Below are 20154 nucleotides of genomic sequence, written 5' to 3' on the forward strand. Positions count from 1 at the left end.
GCGTAAATGGGTGTGGTGGGTTAATGGCAACTCCAGATGATCTAGTAGAACTGGGCCGTATTGTATCGGCTTATGGTGTGCGTGGCATGGTGAAGGTTCAGCCGCATTCCGCCCAGGAAAGCATTTTGCTTAATGTAAAAGAATGGTGGCTGGCCCGTTTTTCCCGAACGGGTGTGCAGCAAGAACCGTATCGTCTTGTCAGTGTTTCACGTGCTCGTGAACATGGGGGTGCTATTGTGGCACTTCTTGCGGGGTGCGATGACAGGGATCAGGCCGAGGCACTTAAGGGAACCTCTATCTTTGTGTCACGTGCGTGTTTTCCAAGCGCGTCAGATGATGAGTTTTACTGGGTTGATTTGATTGGCTGTTCTGTTTACAGTACGGCCGATGCCCCTGAACCCGTTTTATTGGGCCTTGTGCAGGACGTTTCCGATAATGGCGCGCATGCCGTGCTTCATATTGGCAGACAAGGTATTGATGAGCAGGGTAATCCGGTTTTCCTGAAAGATGACAAGGGTCGGGTAAAAGAACTCCTGGTGCCGTTTGTGCAGGCGCATGTGCCGTTTGTGGATATCAAGCAAAAGCGAATCGAGACAGATTGGCCGGTAGATTTTTGATGCGAATTGATGTCATTACCCTGTTTCCCGAAATTTTCTCCGTGGTCCGTGACCTGGGGGTAACGGGAAGGGCGCACCGGCAGGCTATCTGGCAACTTAAAACGTGGAATCCCCGTGTTTATACTTCGGATATTCACCAGACGGTTGATGATCGTCCTTACGGTGGGGGGCCTGGCATGGTCATGCTGGCCGAGCCATTAAAAAGGGCGGTACAGGATATCCGTCAGGATCGTCAGCAGGAAAATGCCTCGCCTGCAAAAGTGGTTCTGCTTAGTCCAACTGGCAAACCCTTTAATCAGCATAAGGCCCAGGAGTTGGCAAATTCGGGTGGTGTTACCTTTGTTTGCGGACGTTATGAGGGGATAGACCAGCGTTTTATCGATCATTATGTTGATGAGGAAATTTCACTGGGTGATTTTGTCCTGTCAGGTGGGGAAATCGCGGCCTTGGCCATGATTGATGCAGCGGTCAGGTTATTGCCGTCAGTGCTCAATGATGCGGCCTCGGCTTTGCAGGATTCTTTTCATGAGTCTTTGTCCGGCCTGCTTGATAGTCCGCACTATACGCGTCCCGAGGTGTTCGAGGGTGAGTCGGTTCCCGATATCTTGTTGTCGGGACATCATAAGAATATATCCACCTGGCGTCGTCAGATGTCTCTTAAGCTGACGCTTGAGCGTCGTCCTGAGCTGATTGTCCAGGCAAGACGTCAAGGCTTGTTAAGCCCTGATGATGAAAAGTTTTTAAAGACGCTTTCAGGTAAATAGTGTAAGTTATTGCTTTGTTTATTTTGAAAATTAGGTATTGCTTTGGTTCCCTTTTCTATCCTGGATTTATCACCGATCAATCAAAAAGAGACGGTGGGCGATGCACTTCGAAATTCTTTGTTGCTGGCAAAAAAAGCCGAAGAATGTGGTTTTACACGTTTTTGGCTTGCCGAGCACCATAATATACCGGGTATCGCCAGTTCTGCCACTGCGGTGGCTGTTGGCTATATAGCTGCCGGAACCAGTCACATTCGCGTCGGGTCGGGTGGTGTCATGTTGCCTAATCATTCACCCCTGATTATTGCGGAACAATTTGGCACTTTGGCTTCTTTGTATCCTGACCGGATTGATTTGGGGCTGGGCAGGGCGCCAGGCACGGATATGAATACAGCCCGGGCGCTGCGACGGGACTTGCAGGCCAGTGCGGAAAATTTCCCGCAAGATGTTCAGGAGCTTCAGTATTATTTTCGCCAGCCTGAAGAGGGGCAGCAAATAGTGGCGGTTCCTGCGGCAGGTGTTCGGGTGCCGGTGTGGTTGCTGGGGTCCAGTTTATACAGTGCGCAATTGGCGGCTTATCTGGGTTTGCCTTTTTCTTTTGCGTCACACTTTGCGCCTGCCGATCTGATGAATGCCTTGTCAGTTTACCGTTCTTCATTCAGGCCTTCGGCTTATCTTGACAAGCCCTATGCAAGTGCCTGTGTGAATGTTGTGGCGGCATCCACCGATGAGCTTGCCCGGTACTACTTTACCTCTCATCAGATGGCATCAGTGCAGCTTCTGAGAAATGTCCCCGGAAAACTTCAGCCGCCGGTTGAAAATCTGGATGATCATGTTTCGCCAGCAGAGCGTCTCAGTGTTGAGCGCAAGCTTGCTTACTCCATGGTGGGCAGCCCACAAACAGTAGCTCATGGGATTTCAAGGTTTGTGGAAATGACGGGTGTGGATGAGTTGATGATGACGGCGCGGATTTATGATGTCGAGGCAAGACTCAAATCGATCGAGTTGGTTAGTGCGGTCTTTTGAGCGGGTATTGTGCTGCTGTTTTCTTAAGGCTTATTTAATTTTGTCAAATATCTATTTTCACTTGATTTTAAAGTGTGTATGATTTAAGAAAATTGCTTGTAAAATTTGTCGTTCTTTAACTTGTTGTTTTTTAAGGCAAAAAATATTTTTAAAAATGCTCACTTATTGAGCATGATTAAAAATAGCTTGCCATTACTGGGGTTTTCCCTCAAACTATAGGGCTATGGTTACTAAAGTACTTTTCGTCTGTATGGGCAATATCTGTCGCTCGCCGAGTGCCGAGGGGGTATTGCGTCGTCTCGTCCAAGAGGCAGGCCTGCAAAACTCAATTCAGGTTGATTCGGCAGGTACTCATAACTACCATATTGGTGATGCGCCCGATGGTCGAGCACAACTGGCAGCCCGCAAGCGTGGCTATGATATTTCCCAGCACCGCGCCCGTCAGGTTACGGTAGAGGATTTTACCGAATATGATCTGATTCTGGCCATGGACTGGGATAATCTTTCCTACATGCAGCAAATCTGTCCCAAGCCCCTGCGACATAAACTCATGCTGTTAATGCGTTTCGCCAATGATTACGAAGAAGCAACCGTGCCTGATCCTTATTACGGTGGTCTGGACGGTTTCTTCAAAATGCTGGATTACCTTGAAGATGCCTGCCAGGGGGTTTTTGAGATAGTCAGCAAGCGTGTCAAACAATATCAAGCTGCATAATCCCTTTAAAATCTGACTTTTGCACAAATATGACAATATTTGTGCAAAATTTCCTGTATCAATAATAAATCCTAGTAAATTAGTCGACTATTTGATATACTTGAGTAAATTACTCGGCTATTGTGGCAAGGAATTTATTATGCGATTAACTACGAAAGGTCGATTTGCTGTCACGGCAATGATTGATCTGGCCTTACGCCAGAACAGCGGCCCCATAACTTTATCAACAGTCAGCGAAAGACAAAATATTTCTCTTTCATATCTTGAACAGCTGTTCGGGAAGTTGCGTCGTCACGAGTTGGTGGAAAGTATTCGTGGACCAGGCGGTGGTTATATTCTGGCCCGATTCGCAAGAGAAATTACAATCGCCGATATTATTTTTGCTGTGGATGAACCCTTGGATGCGACCAGTTGTGGCAATAAATCCGAGTGTTCCTCTGGTAAAGACGGACATTTATCAGGGAAATGCATGACACACGATCTCTGGACTAACCTGAACCGAAAAATGGTTGATTACCTGGATTCAGTAACGCTTCAGGATTTAGTCGACCAGCAGCGTATGCGTCAGTTGAACCAGGCACCGCAAACAAGCAGTGTCATGATGCAAAGAAAAACCGATTCCCTGTCTTCCGTCATTGTATAAATTTTGGAGTTTGATGTTATGGCAAAGCGCCCGATATATTTAGATTATTCCGCCACGACCCCGGTCGATCCCGAAGTTGTGGAAAAAATGGTGCCCTGGTTATATGAGCATTTTGGTAATCCGGCTTCACGTAGCCATGCTTTTGGCTGGGAAGCGGAAGAAGCCGTTGAAAATGCCCGTAAACAGGTGGCTGAGCTGGTCAACGCAGACCCAAGGGAAATTGTCTGGACGTCGGGTGCTACTGAATCAAACAACCTTGCGATCAAAGGTGCCGCTCATTTCTATGCAGAGCGTGGCAAGCACATCATCACGATCAAAACCGAACACAAGGCCGTCCTGGATACGACACGTGAACTGGAGCGTCAGGGTTTTGAAGTTACTTATCTTGACGTTCAGGAAAATGGTCTGATTGATCTTGACGTGCTGAAAGCGGCTATTCGTCCCGACACCATCCTGATTTCCGTCATGTTTGTAAATAATGAAATTGGTGTTGTACAGGATATTGCCTCAATTGGTGAGCTATGCCGTGAAAAAGGTATCGTGTTTCACGTTGATGCGGCCCAGGCAACCGGTAAAGTAGATATCGATCTGCAAACGCTCAAGGTTGATCTGATGTCGTTCTCGGCCCACAAGACATATGGTCCCAAAGGTATTGGTGCCTTGTATATCCGTCGTAAACCACGTATCCGCATCGAAGCGCAAATGCACGGTGGCGGTCATGAGCGCGGTTTCCGTTCGGGTACCCTGGCAACTCACCAGATTGTGGGCATGGGAGAGGCTTTCCATTTGGCTAAATTGCATATGCAGGAAGAAAACGAACGTATTCGCGCATTGCGTGACCGTTTGTGGAATGGCCTGTCAGAAATTGAAGAGGTCTACCTGAATGGCGATATGGATCAGCGTGTGCCTCACAACCTGAATGTCAGCTTCAACTATGTGGAAGGTGAGTCCCTGATTATGGCCATCAAGGAATTGGCGGTCTCAAGTGGATCAGCCTGTACCTCTGCCAGTCTGGAGCCTTCTTATGTATTGCGAGCACTGGGCAGGAACGATGAATTGGCACACAGCTCAATCCGTTTCACCATTGGCCGTTTTACCACCGAAGAAGAAATTGATTTCGCTGTTGAACTGATCAAATCACGCGTAGGCAAACTGCGTGACATGTCTCCCTTGTGGGAAATGGCCAAAGAGGGCATTGATCTTGATACGGTTCAATGGGCCGCTCACTAATTTAAAGCAGGAGTATTATCATGGCTTACAGTAATAAAGTTTTAGACCACTATGAAAACCCGCGTAACGTTGGTTCTTTTGACAAAGACGATGATGCGGTGGGTACCGGCATGGTAGGTGCACCTGCCTGTGGTGACGTAATGAAACTGCAAATCAAGGTTAATAAAGAAGGTGTTATTGAAGATGCCAAATTTAAAACCTATGGTTGTGGCTCTGCCATTGCTTCCAGTTCACTGGTCACCGAATGGGTCAAAGGCAAAACGCTGGATCAGGCATTGGATATTCGCAATACCCAAATTGCCGAAGAGCTTGCCTTGCCACCGGTAAAAATTCACTGTTCAATTCTGGCTGAGGATGCGATCAAGGCAGCCGTCCAGGATTACAAGGAAAAACATACGAGCTGATTATGGCAATTACATTAACTCAAAAAGCGGCAAATCACATTCAGGACTACCTGAATAGACGAGGCAAGGGCGTTGGCTTGCGCCTGGGTGTGAGAACGACAGGTTGTTCAGGCATGGCATACAAGCTTGAGTATGTCGATACACCTGATGATAGCGACGTTCTGTTCGAGAGTTTTGGTGTGAAAATTTTTGTCGATCCGAAAAGTCTTGCTTATATTGACGGCACCGAACTGGATTACGCGCGTGAGGGTTTGAATGAAGGCTTCAAGTTTTCAAACCCCAACGAGAAAGCCAGCTGCGGTTGCGGTGAATCATTCACAGTATAGGTGGAATTTCTTTGGATAATCATTTCAGTTTATTGAATTTACCCAAGCAGTTCGACCTTTCTCAGGAGGCCCTGGAACAGGCCTGGAAACAGGCTTCGTCCAGGGTTCATCCTGATCGTTTTGCCACGGCATCGGCGGCTGAAAAAAGGGTTGCTGTGCAGTGGGCAGCGCGTGTGAACGATGCCTACCAAACCCTGAAAAATCCTTTAAGCAGGGCTGCTTACATGTGTGAGCTTGCAGGTTTTCCCATTGAGGCAGAAAGCAATACGGCAATGGGGACGGAATTTCTGATGACCCAGATGCAGTGGCGCGAGCAGCTTGATGATGTTCGTAACGATTCACAGCGTCATGGGTTGGATGCGCTCCTGCTGGAAATTCAGGCAAAACAGCTTGAACTGTTTGATGAAATGAAACATTTAATCGATGCCCGACAAGATTATGCCGGCGCGACCAAAAGGGTTCGCGAATGGATGTTTGTCAATAAAATGCATCAGGAAGTTAAGGCACTGTAAACTTTAACTTATTAATTACGAAGTACAATATGGCCCTCTTACAAATTTCAGAACCTGGCGCTTCACCCGCACCCCACCAACGTCGTCTGGCGGTTGGTATAGACTTGGGTACAACCCATTCTCTGGTTGCTTCGGTACGCAACAGTGTTGCCGATATCCTGACCGATAAAAACGGAAAAAAACTTCTGCCTTCTGTGGTGCGTTATCTGCAAAACGGTGATGTTGAAATTGGTTATCCTGCAGTTAAAAAGCAGGATTCAGATCCGCTGAACACCATTGTTTCTGTCAAGCGTCTGATGGGCCGTTCATTTGATGAAGCCTCGACATACGCACTACCTTATACGCTTATCGATGAACCTGGAATGGTTCGTCTTGGAACGGTTCAGGGACCGGTAAGCCCCGTCGAGGTTTCAGCGCAAATTCTGGCCAAATTGCGTCAGCAGGCAGAAGATGTGCTGGGTGACGAATTGGTGGGTGCAGTCATTACCGTACCGGCTTATTTTGATGATGCCCAGCGTCAGGCTACCCGTGATGCCGCGCGTTTGGCCGGTCTTAACGTGTTGCGGCTGATCAATGAGCCCACTGCAGCCGCCATTGCTTATGGCCTGGATAACGCCGCTGAAGGTATTTATGCGGTCTATGATCTGGGTGGTGGCACCTTTGATATCTCCATCCTCAAGCTCAGCAAGGGTGTGTTCGAGGTTATCGCCACCAGTGGCGATACGCAATTGGGGGGTGATGACTTTGATGAGCTGATCATCAACGATGTCATGAAGCATCATGATAAAAGCAAGCTCACTGCTGGTGACAAGCGGGCCTTGCGTACCCTGGCCAAGCAAGTACGTGAAAAACTCACCGATCATTCACGTGCCGTTTTTCAGATATCCCTGTCTGATGGCTTGCACATCGACCAGAATTTCCCCCGCAATCATTTTGAGAATATTGCCAAAGACCTGGTAAATCGTTCATTGGATCGGATCAAGCAAACCTTGAAAGATGCCTCACTCGATGTGAAGGATATCAAGGGGGTTGTCATGGTGGGCGGTGCTACCCGCATGCCGGTGATTCGCAACATGGTGGCTGATTTCTTTAAACAGGAACCTTTGATCAACCTGAACCCTGATGAAGTGGTGGCCCTGGGTGCCGCATTGCAGGCCAATTTACTGGCAGGCAATCGTGGTGCCGATGATGACTGGTTGTTGCTTGATGTCACGCCGCTGTCATTGGGTCTTGAAACCATGGGTGGTCTGGTGGAAAAAGTGATTCCGCGAAACAGTACCATTCCTGTTGCCCGCGCCCAGGAGTTCACGACATTCAAAGACGGTCAAACCGCCATGAGCATACATGTGGTTCAGGGGGAACGTGAGCTGGTTGATCATTGCCGTTCATTGGCGCGTTTCGAATTGCGCGGTATTCCGTCCATGGTGGCGGGTGCCGCACGTATCCGGGTAACCTTTCAGGTTGATGCGGATGGCCTGCTTAGCGTGACTGCCCGTGAGCAAAGCACCGGTATAGAAGCGGCAGTAACTGTTAAACCTTCGTATGGTTTGTCTGATGATGAGATTTCCTTAATGCTGCAGGACAGTATTGAAAAATCTGATGAAGATGCCAAAATGCGCATGCATCGTGAACAGCAGGTTGAAGTCCGCCAATTGGTGGAGTCCATTGAGGCGGCGATCGAAAAAGATGGAGATTTGTTGCAGGTTGATGAACTGGCACATATTCAGCGTTTGTTGGCTGAAGCCGTAAAGTGCTCAGAGAGTGGCGCAACCGATGATATTCGTGAGGCCGTACAAGCTTTGTCCCAGGCGACTGATGATTTCGCGGCCCGCCGCATGGATCGCAGTATTCGTCAGGCGCTTTCAGGTAAAACCTTAGATCAAATAGCATAATTGGAAAATAAATGCCCAAGATAACCATATTGCCACATGAGTCACTGTGCCCAGAGGGGGCCGTGATTGAAAATGCTCCTGTGGGGGAGTCCATTTGCCGTGTTTTGTTGGACAATCATATTGAAATTGAACATGCCTGTGAACTGTCATGTGCCTGTACGACTTGTCACGTTGTGATCAAGGAAGGCTTTTCTTCTTTGGAAGAGGCGACCGATGATGAAGAGGATTTGCTGGATAGGGCGTGGGGATTGAAATCCACCTCCCGATTGTCTTGCCAGGCTAAAATAGCCAATAACGATCTTGTCATCGAGATTCCGAAGTATACAATCAACCACGCCAAAGAGAATCACTAGATATTAGCAAGGAAGCAGTGTGAAAAGCATGAAATCAACGATTGGAATAATTGGGGGGGTCGTGCTTTTTTTCATGTCTGGCCTTTCTCTGGCCAGCAGTTACATCAAGGATAAATTGCATCATCCGGTTCCAGGAGGAATTGCAGTCGTCAGTCTTGGCGAACATCAGCAATCGCCCAGCGTTCATTACCGCAACAAGCCGGTAATGGTAGTGGCCAATGGCAATACGTCCGAGTATCTGGCTATTGTTGGTATTCCGCTTAAAAGCAAATCGGGCCAGCACCAGCTTCAGCTTAAAACATCAAACCGTTCACAACAGGTGCCGTTTCAGGTCCAGGCAAAGAAATATAAAGAGCAGCATATCAAGTTGCAGTCCAATAAATATGTCACGCCTTCCGAAGAGCATCTGGCCCGCATCAAGCGTGAATTGGCAGCCCAAACCAATGCTTACGCCAATTTCAGGCCGGGCAGTCCCAGCAATGTCATTCTTGACCGTCCTGTAGAAGGTGGTCGCTACTCCAGTCCGTTTGGACTGCGCCGTTTCTTTAATGGACAAGAGCGTAATCCTCATTCCGGGCTGGATATTGCCGTGCCGGCCGGTACGCCTGTCAAAGCCCCGGCCGATGGGGTAGTGACTATCGTGGATGATTATTATTTCAATGGTAAAACAGTTTTTATTGATCACGGGCAGGGCATGGTCACCATGTATTGTCATCTTTCAAGCATTGATGTCAAAAAAGGACAAACCATTAAAAGAGGCGAGCAGCTTGGAAAGGTGGGCACAACAGGCCGCTCTACCGGTCCGCATTTACACTGGAACGTAAGTCTTAATGATACCCGGGTGGATCCGGCCATTTTCGTGGGTGCCTTTCAGCCGTAAATATTATTTCAGGTGTGGATGAAATAAGCCATCTCATTTGCCCTGAGTAATTGTAATGAATCCATTAAAGATGAAACATTAATCATTTTTGCTTGTGTTCTATTGTAAAAAATAAGATAATAAGAATGATTCGCATTTATTTGTGCGAAAATAATGTCTCACAGCACATGCTTTCAGTGAAACCATGTTGCCGATTTTCTTGTTGTATTTTGGTCTGATAAAGAAATCTCATGTGCTGTGATGTGGATTTGTATCACTGGTGAACACATGAAATCGTTTTTTCTTAAGTCTTTTGTCTGTTTGGCAAGCGCCGCTTTTTCATTGGTGCATGCCACTGAAGTGGAAACTGCCCGAGGTACCGTCAAGGTTCCTGATTCGCTTGAATCGTTGGCTGTATATGATATTGCCGCGCTGGATAGCTTGAAAGCTTTGGGTATTCAGCCCAAAGGCGTCATCAAGGATGTCTATGTGGACTACCTGGCTGATATGTCTGAAAAAGCGGATGTACATATTGGCACTGTCAAAGACCCTGATCTTGAAGCTTTAAGTGGCATGGGGCCTGACTTGATTGTGGTTGGTGGCCGCATGGCCCCCAATTATGACGTACTTTCCAAAGTGGGTACAACGCTGGACATGACCCTGAATGGCAAGGAAGCGTTTAAACAAGGATTTGAGCGTATCGCCACGTATGGAAAAATCTTCAAGAAAGAAAAAGAGGCGGCCACATTAATCGCCAATCTTGAAAATGCCCTGAAGCAGGCACAGGAAGCGGTCAAAGGCAAGGGCAAGGCCCTGATGATTATGGTCAATGGTCCAAAAATTGCCTCGTTTGGCGCTGAGTCACGGTTTGGCTATTTGTTTAATGAGATTGGCATTGAGCCGGCTGATTTGAATAAAAATGATGCGAACCATGGTCAACCGGTTTCATTTGAATTTATACAAAAACTCAATCCGGACTGGATTATTGTCATGGATCGTACCTCTGCCATTAATGCCAAAGGTGAGAATGCCAAAGTGGTGCTGGACAATCCCTTGTTGAAAAACACAACCGCTTTTAGCAAGAACCAGGTCATTTATCTGGATGCTTCTTCATATCTTGCTTCCGGCGGTTATCATCAACTGATGGCTGAACTCGAGTTGCTGACCCAAGCCTTCAAGGGTAGTAAATAAATTCCTGAATCTTCAGCATGAAAATAAAAATTCTTGTACTGGCCACTATTTTTTTTCTGGTGGTGGCCAGTTTGTTTGTTGGCGTCAGTGATGTTAGCCTGGGATCATTATTCAATGATCCGCAGGCATTAAACGTTTTCCTCACCAGCCGTTTTCCCCGTACCCTGGCTATTATCCTTACCGGGGCATCCATGTCCATTGCCGGTCTGATCATGCAAATGATCATGAAAAACCGCTTTGTTGAGCCGTCTATGGTAGGGACCACGCAAAGCGCAACACTGGGGCTTATTGCCGTTACTTTACTGTATCCCGGTGCTTCGCTGATGTTTAAAATGCTCGTCTCCTGTATCACAGCTCTGATCGGTTTATATGGGTTCATGCTGATAGCCCGTCGTTTGCCGCCTACTGCGTACCTGATGGTACCGCTGCTGGGTATCATTTATGGTGGTGTAATTGGAGCGGTGGCTACATTCATTGCCTTTGAAATGGATATGATGCAGTTTCTGGCAGCCTGGATCAACGGTGATTTTTCCAGTGTACTGGCAGGGCGTTATGAACTGTTGTGGCTAACCGGTATTCTGGGTGTGATTGCCTATCTATTCGCCAACCAGTTTACGATTGCCGGCCTTGGCAAGGAAATGAGCACCAATCTGGGTTTGGATTATGGCACCATTGTTTCTATTGGTTTGGGTATTGTGGCCATTATTACAGCGATTGTGGTTGTCACGGTGGGTGCTATTCCCTTTATTGGTCTGGTGGTTCCCAACATTATCAGCCGCCTGATGGGCGATAATCTGCGCGTTACCTTGCCATGGATTGCCATTATGGGGGCAGGCCTTGTTCTGGCCTGTGATTTAATCGGGCGTCTGGCCAATTACCCGTATGAAATTCCGGTAGGCACCATTATTGGTATTGTGGGCACCCTGGTTTTCCTTTATCTGCTATTTGTAAAGCCCGCTCATGTACGCTAAAAAACTAATCATAATGTCATGTGGCCTGCTTGTATCCATGGTCTTGTTCATGACGGTTAACAGTTCGGGCAACTGGGATTTTGTGCTGCCTTTTCGTGGCGGCAAACTGCTTGCCTTGTTGCTGGTTGCTTATGCCATTTCCATTTCCACGGTATTGTTCCAGACACTCACGGCCAATCGTATATTAACGCCTTATATAATGGGATTTGACTCCCTGTATTTATTAATTCAAAGTGCGCTGGTGCTGTTGCTCGGCGGGCTTGGCTACGCCATGCTCGACCCTTCGTTTAAGTTCTCGATTGAAATCGGCATTATGCTGATCGCCTCCCTGTTGATATTTTCTTCATTGCTTTTTAGCAATACGGGAGACTTATATCGCATGATTCTTGTTGGAGTCATTTTAGGGGTGCTGTTTCGCAGCCTGGCCAGTTTTATCCAGCGGATTATTGATCCCGATGATTTTGCCGTGGTGCAAAATGCCAGCTTTGCCCAATTCAATGTGGTGAACACCTCATTGCTGCAAATCAGTTTGGTGCTTATTGTGGGAGTCAGTTTTGTGATCTGGCGCTTGCGATACATTCTGGATGTTATGGCATTGGGCCGTGAACATGCCATTAATCTGGGTATTCCATACCGTCGCTGCAATATGCTTGTTTTATTCCTGATTGCCATTTTGGTGTCGGTGTCCACTGCCCTGGTGGGCCCGGTGAGTTTTTTCGGTTTGCTGGTATCGGGTATTACCTATGTGTTAATGAAAACGCACCGTCATGCAATATTAATACCGGCTGCTTTCCTGGTGGGTGCTTTGTGTTTGGTGTCAGGACAAATGCTGTTTGAGCATGTGTTGGGCATGAAAGCCGTGCTAAGCGTGGTGGTTGAGTTTCTGGGCGGGATTGTATTTCTGGTATTCCTCTTGAAGAGAAAGGCATTATGATTGTATTGGATCAGGTCAGTTATCAGGTGGGCCGTTTACCTATTCTGAAAAACATATGTGCAACGATTGAAAAAGGGGGCATTACCGCTTTGGTTGGTCCTAACGGGGCAGGCAAATCCACCTTGCTATCGTTGATGGCGCGCTTGACTCCCCTGAAAGCGGGCCGTATCAGTTTTGATGGGATAGACTTGTCCAAAACACCTAATGGTGAGATTGCCAAAAAATTGGCTATTATGCGGCAGGACAATAGTATCACCAGCCGCATTACCGTGCGGGAACTGTTAATGTTTGGACGATTTCCCTATCATAAAGGCAACCCGGGCCAAGAGGATCATGAAATTGTGGAACAAACCCTGACGCAGTTCAATCTTGCAGAGCTGGCATCACGGTTTGTGGCGGATTTATCGGGAGGACAACGGCAACGTGCTTTAGTGGCGATGGTGTTTTGCCAGTCGACCGATTACCTGCTACTGGATGAGCCCTTGAATAATCTGGATATGTTCCATGCCCGTCATTTAATGGGTTTGTTGCGTCAGATTGCCGATGAGTACAAGCGGACGATTATTATTGTATTGCACGACATCAATTATGCTTCGGCCTATGCCGATAGCATCATGGGCATGAAGCAGGGCGAATTGGTGCTGCACGGAAAGCCAAATGATGTTATAACACCTCAAAACCTGCAGCGTTTGTTTGGTGTGGATGCCAAAATTGTACCAGTTCAGAATCATAAGCTGGTTATGCATTACGTATAAGGGTGCTGCAACCTTTTGGTGTGGAAAACCGCGTGAATCGATTTTTAAATTCAATAATAGTGGAAAAATATAATAAATGATGAAAATCTGGGTGGATGCTGATGCCTGTCCTGTTGTTATCAAACAAATTCTGTTTCGGGCAGCCAAGCGCTGGGAAATCCATACAACCCTGGTGGCGAATCAGATGTTAATGGTACCGCCTTCTGTTTTTATTCAGGCCCGACAGGTGCCCAAAGGATTTGATGTGGCAGATGCCTATATTGTTGCTCAGGCACAGGCAGGTGACTTGGTGATCACGGCCGATATCCCGTTGGCCGCCGAAGTCATTGATAAAAAAGCAACCGCCTTGAATCCGCGCGGTGAGCTGTATTCACCAGAAAATATTCGGGAAAGGTTGGCGATTCGCGACATGATGGAAGAATTGCGTAGCAGTGGCATTGAAACCGGTGGGCCTAAAGCCTTTAACCACGCAGACCAGAAAGCATTTGCCAATCAGCTGGATAAACTGCTGGCCCGTTATGTGGCACAGAAAAATGCCAAACCATGAAGCTGGTTTTTTTTAATGCTTCAATAAATATTTTGTGTATAAAAAATGCCTGCATTGTTTAATTAATGCAGGCATTTTCCTATCAACACCGCTTAAGCGGTATTTAAAATAGCCATCAGCCTTCTTTACGCAAATGCGGGAAGAGCAAGACGTCACGAATACTGGGGCTGTCTGTCAGCAGCATGACCAGGCGGTCTATGCCAATACCACAACCGCCTGCCGGAGGCATGCCGTATTCCAGCGCCCGGATGTAGTCGGCATCATAGAACATGGCTTCTTCATCACCGGCATCTTTGGCTTCTACCTGGGCCAGGAAGCGGGCTGCCTGGTCTTCAGGGTCATTCAATTCAGAAAAACCATTGGCAATTTCACGGCCGGTAATAAACAGTTCGAAGCGTTCGGTAATGCCAGGAACGGTATCGGACTCGCGTGCCAGCGGTGAGACCTCGACGGGATAGTCGATGATGAAAGTCGGGTTCCACAATTTGGCTTCGGCGGTTTCTTCAAACAGGGCCAGTTGCAGGGCACCAATGCCTGCGCGGGACATGACTGCATCATAGGCATCAACGCCGAATTTCTTCAGTTCGTTGCGTAAAAACTCTTCATTGCCCAATTGTTCTTCGGTGTACTCGGGCGCGTATTTGGTAATGGCCTGAACAATTGTTAGACGGTCAAAGGGTTTGCTTAGGTCAAGCTCACGGCCCTGGTGGGTAAGCACGGCACTGCCGGTGGCTTGAATGGCAACATCACGCAGCAGTTTTTCGGTAAAGTTCATCAGCCACTGGTAATCGGTGTAAGCGGCATAGAACTCCATCATGGTAAATTCAGGGTTGTGGCGTGGGCTAACCCCTTCATTGCGGAAGTTTCGGTTAATTTCAAATACGCGTTCAAAGCCGCCCACAACCAGGCGTTTCAGATACAGCTCGGGGGCAATACGCAAGTACATTTCCATGTCCAGGGCATTGTGATGGGTCACAAATGGCTTGGCGGCAGCACCACCTGGAATGGGGTGCAGCATGGGGGTTTCAACTTCAAGGAAGTCGGCATCAAGCATGTATGAACGAATGGCATTGATCGCCTTGCTGCGCGTTTTGAACGTGTTGCGCGTTTCTTCAGTCATGATCAGGTCAACATAACGCTGGCGGTAACGCAGTTCCTGATCGGCAATGCCGTGGAATTTATCGGGTAAAGGACGCAGGGACTTGGCAAGCAGACGAATGCTTTCTGCGTGAATCGACAGCTCACCCTTGTTGGTTTTGAATACACGGCCTTCTACGGCAATAATGTCACCAATATCCCATTGCTTGAACTGGTTGTAAGTGTCTTCGCCTACCGAATTTTTATCCAGATAAATCTGAATGCGGCCGCTGCCGTCCTGAATGGTGGCAAAACTGGCCTTGCCCATGACTCGCTTGAGCATCATGCGGCCGGCGACCTTGGCGGGTATTTTTTGCGGATCCAGGGTTTCTTTGTCAAGTGCATCGTACTGTTCGTGCAGTTTCAATGCCTTGTGTTCGGGTACAAAATCATTCGGAAAGGCAATCCCTTCTTCACGGATTTTATCCAGCTTGGCACGACGTTCGGCAATCAGGCGGTTTTCATCTTGTTCGGGAGCGATAGGGTTATGTTGTTCTGTCATGGTTGTGGTTTATGAATAGTGACGAATATCATCAATTTCGGTTTGGCCGAAATCATCACGATGTAAATAATTCAGGATTTTATGAGCGAGCTGTTCGGGATTTGACAGTTCGCCTTTGTCATGGAGCTGGGTAAAACGGGACCGATTGGGAAAATCGTTAGGATCCAGTTCGCGAATTTGTTTTTGCATGGCGGTATCGATGACACCAGGCGCCAATGACACCAGTTTGGCATGGGGGGCTTCCTGTTTTGCCACACGGGTGTACATGTCAAGGGCGGCCTTGGTGGCACAATAAACACCCCAGCCAGGATAGGGAGAGCGACCGGCACCCGAGGAAATGTTAATGACCCGGATGTCGGCCCCGGTAGAGCGGGTGGCCGTTAAAAAAGCCGACGTTAGCACAATAACACTATTGATGTTTAAATTGAAGGCGCTGGTTATGTCAGCGGCCTTGTTGTGGCCAAGACTGTTATATTGGCCAACGGGCCCCAGTGTGCCTGCGTTATTAATCAGGATATATTGGCTGGCCGAGAGATCGAACTGCGAAAAAATGGCCCGGGAAGCCTGCTCGATTTGTGCCGGATCGGCAAGATCGGCTTCATGGTGGATATGCTCGCAACCATGTTGCCGGGCAAGCTTGTGCAATTGCCGGTTATCGGTTCGGGCCACGGTAATCAGCTGGTTGACCTGCGTGGCAAGCTGGCCAGCCAGTGCGGCCCCCAGCCCCCTGGAAGAACCGGTAACGATGGCAACGGTTTGGCTCATTTAAATACCCTGTTTCAGACTTGCTTCAATGAACATGTCCAGGTCGCCATCCAGTACTTTTTGGGTATTGGAAACCTCGACATTGGTACGCAAGTCTTTGATACGGCTTTGGTCCAGCACGTAAGAGCGGATTTGATGGCCCCAGCCTACTTCGGTTTTGGCGTCTTCGAGTTTTTGCTGTTCGGCCATGCGGTTACGCATTTCCAGTTCATACAGTTTGGAGCGCAGCATGGACATGGCTTCGGCACGGTTACGGTGCTGTGAGCGGTCATTCTGACACTGGACAACAATACCGGTGGGGGCGTGGGTAATCCGGACGGCCGAGTCGGTTTTGTTAATGTGCTGACCACCGGCACCGCTGGCACGGTAAGTATCTATGCGCAAATCTGCCGGGTTAATCTCAATTTCGATGGAATCGTCGATTTCAGGGTATACATAGACACTGGCAAAAGACGTGTGACGGCCATTGGAGGAGTCGAACGGACTTTTACGGACCAGGCGGTGAACACCACTTTCGGTACGTAAAAAGCCAAAAGCGTAATCACCTTCGATTTTGATGGTGGCGGATTTGATGCCGGCAACATCACCATCGGAAATTTCAAGGATCTCGGTTTTGAAGTCTTTGTTTTCACAATAGCGCAGGTATTGGCGCAGCAGCATGGATGCCCAATCCTGGGCTTCGGTGCCACCGGCGCCTGCCTGGATGTCCATAAAGCAGTTCAGGGGGTCGGCCGGATTGGAGAACATACGGTGGAACTCAAGGCCTTGCAGGATTTCAGCGTATTTTTTGGCGTCTTCTTCGATAGCCAGTAAAGTTGCCTCATCGTCGTCCATCTCGGCCAGTTCGTAAAGATCGATTGAATCTTTGATGTTTTGCCGTAACTCGCTTAACACCAGTACGATTTTTTCAAGGCTTTTCTTTTCTTTGCCCAACTCCTGGGCGTGTTCGGGATCGTTCCAGATATCCGGATTTTCAAGTTCCAGATTGACTACTTGCAGGCGTTCTGATTTTGCCTCGTAGTCAAAGATACCTCCGAAGGTCGGATTCGCGTTCAGCGTAATCTTCAAGGTTTGCTAAGATTTGATTCTGGCGCTCGGCTTCCATTATATTTCCTAAGATCAAATTTTATTTTTGCTAACCCTACATTTTAACGCATAGCAGTAAAAAAGCCCTGAAAAGGGCTTTGCTTATTGAAAAGATTTTATGGTCTGCCCGGTTTTTTGCCGGATATATTGCCGAAGGCATCACCAACGGTATTGATGACGTTATCAATGGGGGCACTGGGGGAGTTCATGTTTGTGCAGGCAGCCAGGGAAAAGACAAAGGCGAGCAAGCCGGTCAGGCAGGAAAGTTTTTTCATTAGCTCAGGCATCCCGGGCGTGTTTGACAAGCAGTTGTGCCGAGACCACGCCATTCCAGTGATTGGGTACCAGTTCATACACCAGTTCAGCGTATTCGGGCAGTGATTCCTGCTGATTGAACCAGATGGCATCATACAGCACTTGGTTACGTTCAACTTTTAATTTAAGGTGTTTGTCTTTGAGCAGTTTTTGGTTGCGGATGCGGTACACATCCCTGAAAAGCGGGGCGGGAAAACCGGCTCCCCAAACCTGGTTTTGCAGCAGTAAAGCAGTTTCGGCGTTGGCAAAAACAGGATCCAGTGAGCCATCGGTTTCAAGCAGGGGCTCAAAGCTGCTGGTGCCCGTCATTTCCTGCACCGCTTCGTTAAAGGCGCTGGCAAACGCGTCAAACTGCATGCTTTTCAGGGAAAGTCCGGCCGCCATGGCATGGCCACCAAATTTCAGGATCATGCCAGGGTGACGTTTGGATACCAAATCAAGCGCATCACGCAGGTGCAGTTCGGGTATGGAGCGACCCGATCCGCGTAACTCATCATTGTCGGCAGGGGCAAAGGCCAGGGTGGGCTTCCAGAATTTTTCTTTCAGGCGGGAGGCCACAATGCCCACGACGCCCTGGTGCCAGCTGTCATTAAAGACGCAGATGCTGGCCGACTGGGTGTTTTCAGGAGATGCCAGCGTAGCCAGGGCCTGTTCGCTCATTTCGTGTTCAATAGAGCGGCGCTGATGATTGATTTCATCCAGTTGGCGGGCTAAATGCAGGGCTTCGGTTTCATCATCGGTGATTAAGCAGCGGATGCCCAGGCTCATGTCTGCCAGACGACCGGCAGCATTGATGCGCGGGCCGATTTTAAAACCCAGGTCGGTGGCACTGGCTTCTTTGAAATTGCCCCCCGCCACCATGAACAGGGCCTTGATGCCGGGCTGCAAGTGGCCCCTGCGGATTTTGTTGAGTCCTTGGGTAACCAGCAGGCGGTTATTGCTGTCCAGGCGAACAACATCCGCAACGGTGCCCAGCGCCAACAGGTCGGCAAGGTTGTCAAGCCTGGGCCCACCGTTGGGGGGGAAGTGTCCGCGTTGACGCATTTGAGCTCGCAGGGCCAGCATGACATAGAAAATCACTCCCACACCAGCCAGGTTCTTGGACGGGAAGGTGCAGCCGGGCTTGTTGGGATTGACGATGCACAGGGCATCGGGCAGGGTGTCACCAGGCAGGTGGTGGTCGGTCACGATCACCGCCATGCCTTCGTCTCGTGCCGCCTGCACACCTTCAACACTGGCAATGCCATTATCAACCGTAATCAGGATATCGGGTTTGCCATTGGGGTGCTGGCAAGCCAGTTTAACCACGGCAGGAGATAAACCATAGCCGGTTTCAAAGCGGTTGGGGACCAGAAAATCAATATCGGCCCCCATCTGGCGCAGGGCACGTACACCGGTTGCGCAGGCCGTGGCACCGTCACAATCATAGTCGGCAATAATCAGGAGTTTTTTTCTTTGCTCGATGGCATCGGCCAGCAGGTTGGCCGCCCGGTTCACTTCGGAAAGCAGGGAAGGGGCCAGCATGTTTTGCCATTGCGCCTGTGTTTGGGCCGGATCATTGACACCGCGTGATGCCCAGAGTCGTGCCAGCAGGGCATGAATGCCCGCGTTTTCCAATTGTTGCTGATAGCCGGGGTTTTGCGTCCGGTCACTTATTTTTACTGACACCACCAGTCCTTCCATTGTTGATTGCGATTTAATAGTTTACTCAGCCAGCCAGGCAGGCGGCCCGGTGTGATGACAACCAGTCGATCATAGCCGGTTAGCACCAGCCTGTCGCTTTTATTGACAGGGAAGCGGAAAACATCTTGCTCAAGTTTGCCCAGGATGGCCAGCCATTGGCCCCAATCCTGCTTGCGGTGAGCGATTTCAAGTTGCCGAAGGATGCGCGGCGGCTCTGAGACAGGGGCCGCCTGCAGTTGTGAAGGCGTGGCACCGCCAAAGACCCAGGCGCCATTAATGAGAGGCATGCCTTTTTGTTGCCGGGCCTGGTTTACGGGATGTTCATGCCATTCCACCTGGAGCGCATTTAATAGTTTGCGCAATAGACGGCTTTGTGCATCTTGCGGCCACCAGTTATTAAGAGTTCCGCTGGCAATGACATTGGGGCTTAAGGAGGGTAAAACCATATCGGGTGGTACCTCGATGAGCCAGCGGTGTGTATCATGTTGCAGTAATTTGAAAGGGCTCTCGGAAAAAACAACCTGTGCACTTTCAAATAATGCTAAGCTTTCCGATTCCGATATGACCAGATCATCGGCAGTAAGTAAAGAGGCATTGGACGCGCCTAACGCGATGTGCGCCAGCTCCAGCAACCAAACGGGTTGATCCCGGTTGGGTGAGTGGGTGGAATAAAGCGGTCCAAGTCCTGCAGCATGATTTTGTTGCCCAACAGGCGTGAATTGGCGCTGTTCCAGTTGCCAGTATTCAAAAGGCGTACAGCCGGTTTCGTTGGGGTCGAGCAAATGCACGGTACCCTTGCTGTTTTCCAGTTTTTGAAACAGGCTCGGCGCGGCTTTGGCCGCCTGCCTGGCCAGTTCAGAAGCAATCGATGAGTGGGGAAGTATCCCTGAAATAACAATATCCATGTTGGAATTGTAATCTTTGTGAATC

The 20154-nt window shown here is 48.8% G+C and carries 23 protein-coding genes; 17 read left to right on the forward strand and 6 right to left on the reverse strand.

Annotation, left to right across the window (positions count from 1 at the left end):
* The first annotated feature begins 23 nt into the window (after nucleotides 1–23).
* From rimM to HCX92_RS07595, 17 genes are all read left to right on the forward strand, one after another.
* On the forward strand, nucleotides 24–617 hold the full coding sequence (gene rimM, locus HCX92_RS07515; protein ID WP_169294332.1) for a ribosome maturation factor RimM: 594 nt from the start codon (nucleotides 24–26) through the stop codon (nucleotides 615–617).
* Nucleotides 617–1381, forward strand: coding sequence for a tRNA (guanosine(37)-N1)-methyltransferase TrmD (gene trmD, locus HCX92_RS07520; RefSeq protein WP_169294691.1), 765 nt, complete (start codon nucleotides 617–619; stop codon nucleotides 1379–1381). Before rimM ends, trmD begins: the two co-directional genes overlap by 1 nt.
* 42 nt (nucleotides 1382–1423) lie before the next feature.
* Complete coding sequence (locus HCX92_RS07525; protein ID WP_169294333.1) at nucleotides 1424–2404, forward strand: LLM class flavin-dependent oxidoreductase; 981 nt, start codon at nucleotides 1424–1426, stop codon at nucleotides 2402–2404.
* Between the two features lie 223 nt (nucleotides 2405–2627).
* Nucleotides 2628–3119 (forward strand): low molecular weight protein-tyrosine-phosphatase, encoded by a 492-nt coding sequence (locus tag HCX92_RS07530; RefSeq protein WP_169294334.1) that lies wholly within the window; start codon nucleotides 2628–2630, stop codon nucleotides 3117–3119.
* Nucleotides 3120–3258: 139 nt separating this feature from the next.
* Nucleotides 3259–3762, forward strand: a complete 504-nt coding sequence (locus tag HCX92_RS07535; protein ID WP_169294335.1) for a Fe-S cluster assembly transcription factor — start codon at nucleotides 3259–3261, stop codon at nucleotides 3760–3762.
* 18 nt (nucleotides 3763–3780) lie between these two features.
* Complete coding sequence (locus tag HCX92_RS07540; RefSeq protein ID WP_169294336.1) at nucleotides 3781–4992, forward strand: IscS subfamily cysteine desulfurase; 1212 nt, start codon at nucleotides 3781–3783, stop codon at nucleotides 4990–4992.
* Nucleotides 4993–5012: 20 nt separating this feature from the next.
* A complete protein-coding gene (gene iscU / locus HCX92_RS07545; protein WP_169294337.1) occupies nucleotides 5013–5396 on the forward strand; it encodes a Fe-S cluster assembly scaffold IscU in 384 nt (127 codons plus the stop codon).
* Nucleotides 5397–5398: 2 nt separating this feature from the next.
* Nucleotides 5399–5722, forward strand: coding sequence for an iron-sulfur cluster assembly protein IscA (gene iscA, locus HCX92_RS07550; protein ID WP_169294338.1), 324 nt, complete (start codon nucleotides 5399–5401; stop codon nucleotides 5720–5722).
* A 5-nt stretch (nucleotides 5723–5727) separates the two neighbouring features.
* Complete coding sequence (hscB, locus tag HCX92_RS07555) at nucleotides 5728–6234, forward strand: Fe-S protein assembly co-chaperone HscB (RefSeq protein ID WP_169294692.1); 507 nt, start codon at nucleotides 5728–5730, stop codon at nucleotides 6232–6234.
* 29 nt (nucleotides 6235–6263) lie between these two features.
* Nucleotides 6264–8126, forward strand: coding sequence for a Fe-S protein assembly chaperone HscA (hscA, locus tag HCX92_RS07560; RefSeq protein ID WP_169294339.1), 1863 nt, complete (start codon nucleotides 6264–6266; stop codon nucleotides 8124–8126).
* Nucleotides 8127–8137: 11 nt separating this feature from the next.
* Entirely contained in the window at nucleotides 8138–8479 is a 342-nt protein-coding gene (fdx, locus tag HCX92_RS07565) for an ISC system 2Fe-2S type ferredoxin (RefSeq protein ID WP_169294340.1), read from the forward strand.
* A 73-nt stretch (nucleotides 8480–8552) separates the two neighbouring features.
* Complete coding sequence (locus HCX92_RS07570; protein WP_169294341.1) at nucleotides 8553–9359, forward strand: peptidoglycan DD-metalloendopeptidase family protein; 807 nt, start codon at nucleotides 8553–8555, stop codon at nucleotides 9357–9359.
* A 267-nt stretch (nucleotides 9360–9626) separates the two neighbouring features.
* Nucleotides 9627–10529: a siderophore ABC transporter substrate-binding protein gene (locus tag HCX92_RS07575; RefSeq protein ID WP_169294342.1), complete on the forward strand. Its 903-nt coding sequence runs from the start codon at nucleotides 9627–9629 to the stop codon at nucleotides 10527–10529.
* A gap of 17 nt (nucleotides 10530–10546) precedes the next feature.
* Nucleotides 10547–11500, forward strand: coding sequence for an ABC transporter permease (locus HCX92_RS07580; RefSeq protein ID WP_169294343.1), 954 nt, complete (start codon nucleotides 10547–10549; stop codon nucleotides 11498–11500).
* 49 nt (nucleotides 11501–11549) lie between these two features.
* Entirely contained in the window at nucleotides 11550–12434 is an 885-nt protein-coding gene (locus HCX92_RS07585) for an iron chelate uptake ABC transporter family permease subunit (RefSeq protein ID WP_211182317.1), read from the forward strand.
* The gene (locus tag HCX92_RS07590; RefSeq protein ID WP_169294345.1) at nucleotides 12431–13189 is read left to right on the forward strand and encodes an ABC transporter ATP-binding protein; all 759 of its coding nucleotides are present in this window, start codon (nucleotides 12431–12433) and stop codon (nucleotides 13187–13189) included. The genes HCX92_RS07585 and HCX92_RS07590 overlap by 4 nt, the downstream gene beginning before the upstream one ends.
* 79 nt (nucleotides 13190–13268) lie before the next feature.
* Nucleotides 13269–13736 (forward strand): YaiI/YqxD family protein, encoded by a 468-nt coding sequence (locus HCX92_RS07595; RefSeq protein ID WP_169294693.1) that lies wholly within the window; start codon nucleotides 13269–13271, stop codon nucleotides 13734–13736.
* Between the two features lie 115 nt (nucleotides 13737–13851).
* Here HCX92_RS07595 and lysS read toward each other — a convergent pair whose 3' ends face one another.
* The 6 genes from lysS to HCX92_RS07625 form a co-directional block, all read right to left on the reverse strand.
* On the reverse strand, nucleotides 13852–15375 hold the full coding sequence (gene lysS, locus HCX92_RS07600) for a lysine--tRNA ligase (protein WP_169294346.1): 1524 nt from the start codon (nucleotides 15373–15375) through the stop codon (nucleotides 13852–13854).
* A gap of 9 nt (nucleotides 15376–15384) precedes the next feature.
* Nucleotides 15385–16140 carry an SDR family NAD(P)-dependent oxidoreductase gene (locus HCX92_RS07605; protein WP_169294347.1) on the reverse strand — a complete coding sequence of 252 codons (756 nt, stop codon included), beginning with the start codon at nucleotides 16138–16140 and terminating at the stop codon, nucleotides 15385–15387.
* Nucleotides 16141–17245, reverse strand: a protein-coding gene (gene prfB / locus HCX92_RS07610) for a peptide chain release factor 2 (protein ID WP_169294348.1) whose coding sequence is annotated in 2 segments (ribosomal slippage) — nucleotides 16141–17163 and nucleotides 17165–17245 — 1104 coding nt in all. Because the reading frame shifts where the segments join, the coding sequence is not laid out codon by codon here.
* 97 nt (nucleotides 17246–17342) lie between these two features.
* Complete coding sequence (locus HCX92_RS07615; RefSeq protein WP_169294349.1) at nucleotides 17343–17501, reverse strand: hypothetical protein; 159 nt, start codon at nucleotides 17499–17501, stop codon at nucleotides 17343–17345.
* A 4-nt stretch (nucleotides 17502–17505) separates the two neighbouring features.
* On the reverse strand, nucleotides 17506–19212 hold the full coding sequence (gene recJ / locus HCX92_RS07620) for a single-stranded-DNA-specific exonuclease RecJ (RefSeq protein WP_371808405.1): 1707 nt from the start codon (nucleotides 19210–19212) through the stop codon (nucleotides 17506–17508).
* Complete coding sequence (locus HCX92_RS07625; protein ID WP_169294351.1) at nucleotides 19200–20129, reverse strand: hypothetical protein; 930 nt, start codon at nucleotides 20127–20129, stop codon at nucleotides 19200–19202. The genes recJ and HCX92_RS07625 overlap by 13 nt, the downstream gene beginning before the upstream one ends.
* Nucleotides 20130–20154: the final 25 nt, after the last annotated feature.

The organism is Advenella sp. EE-W14 (assembly GCF_012923605.1).
GTDB lineage: Bacteria > Pseudomonadota > Gammaproteobacteria > Burkholderiales > Burkholderiaceae_B > Advenella > Advenella alkanexedens.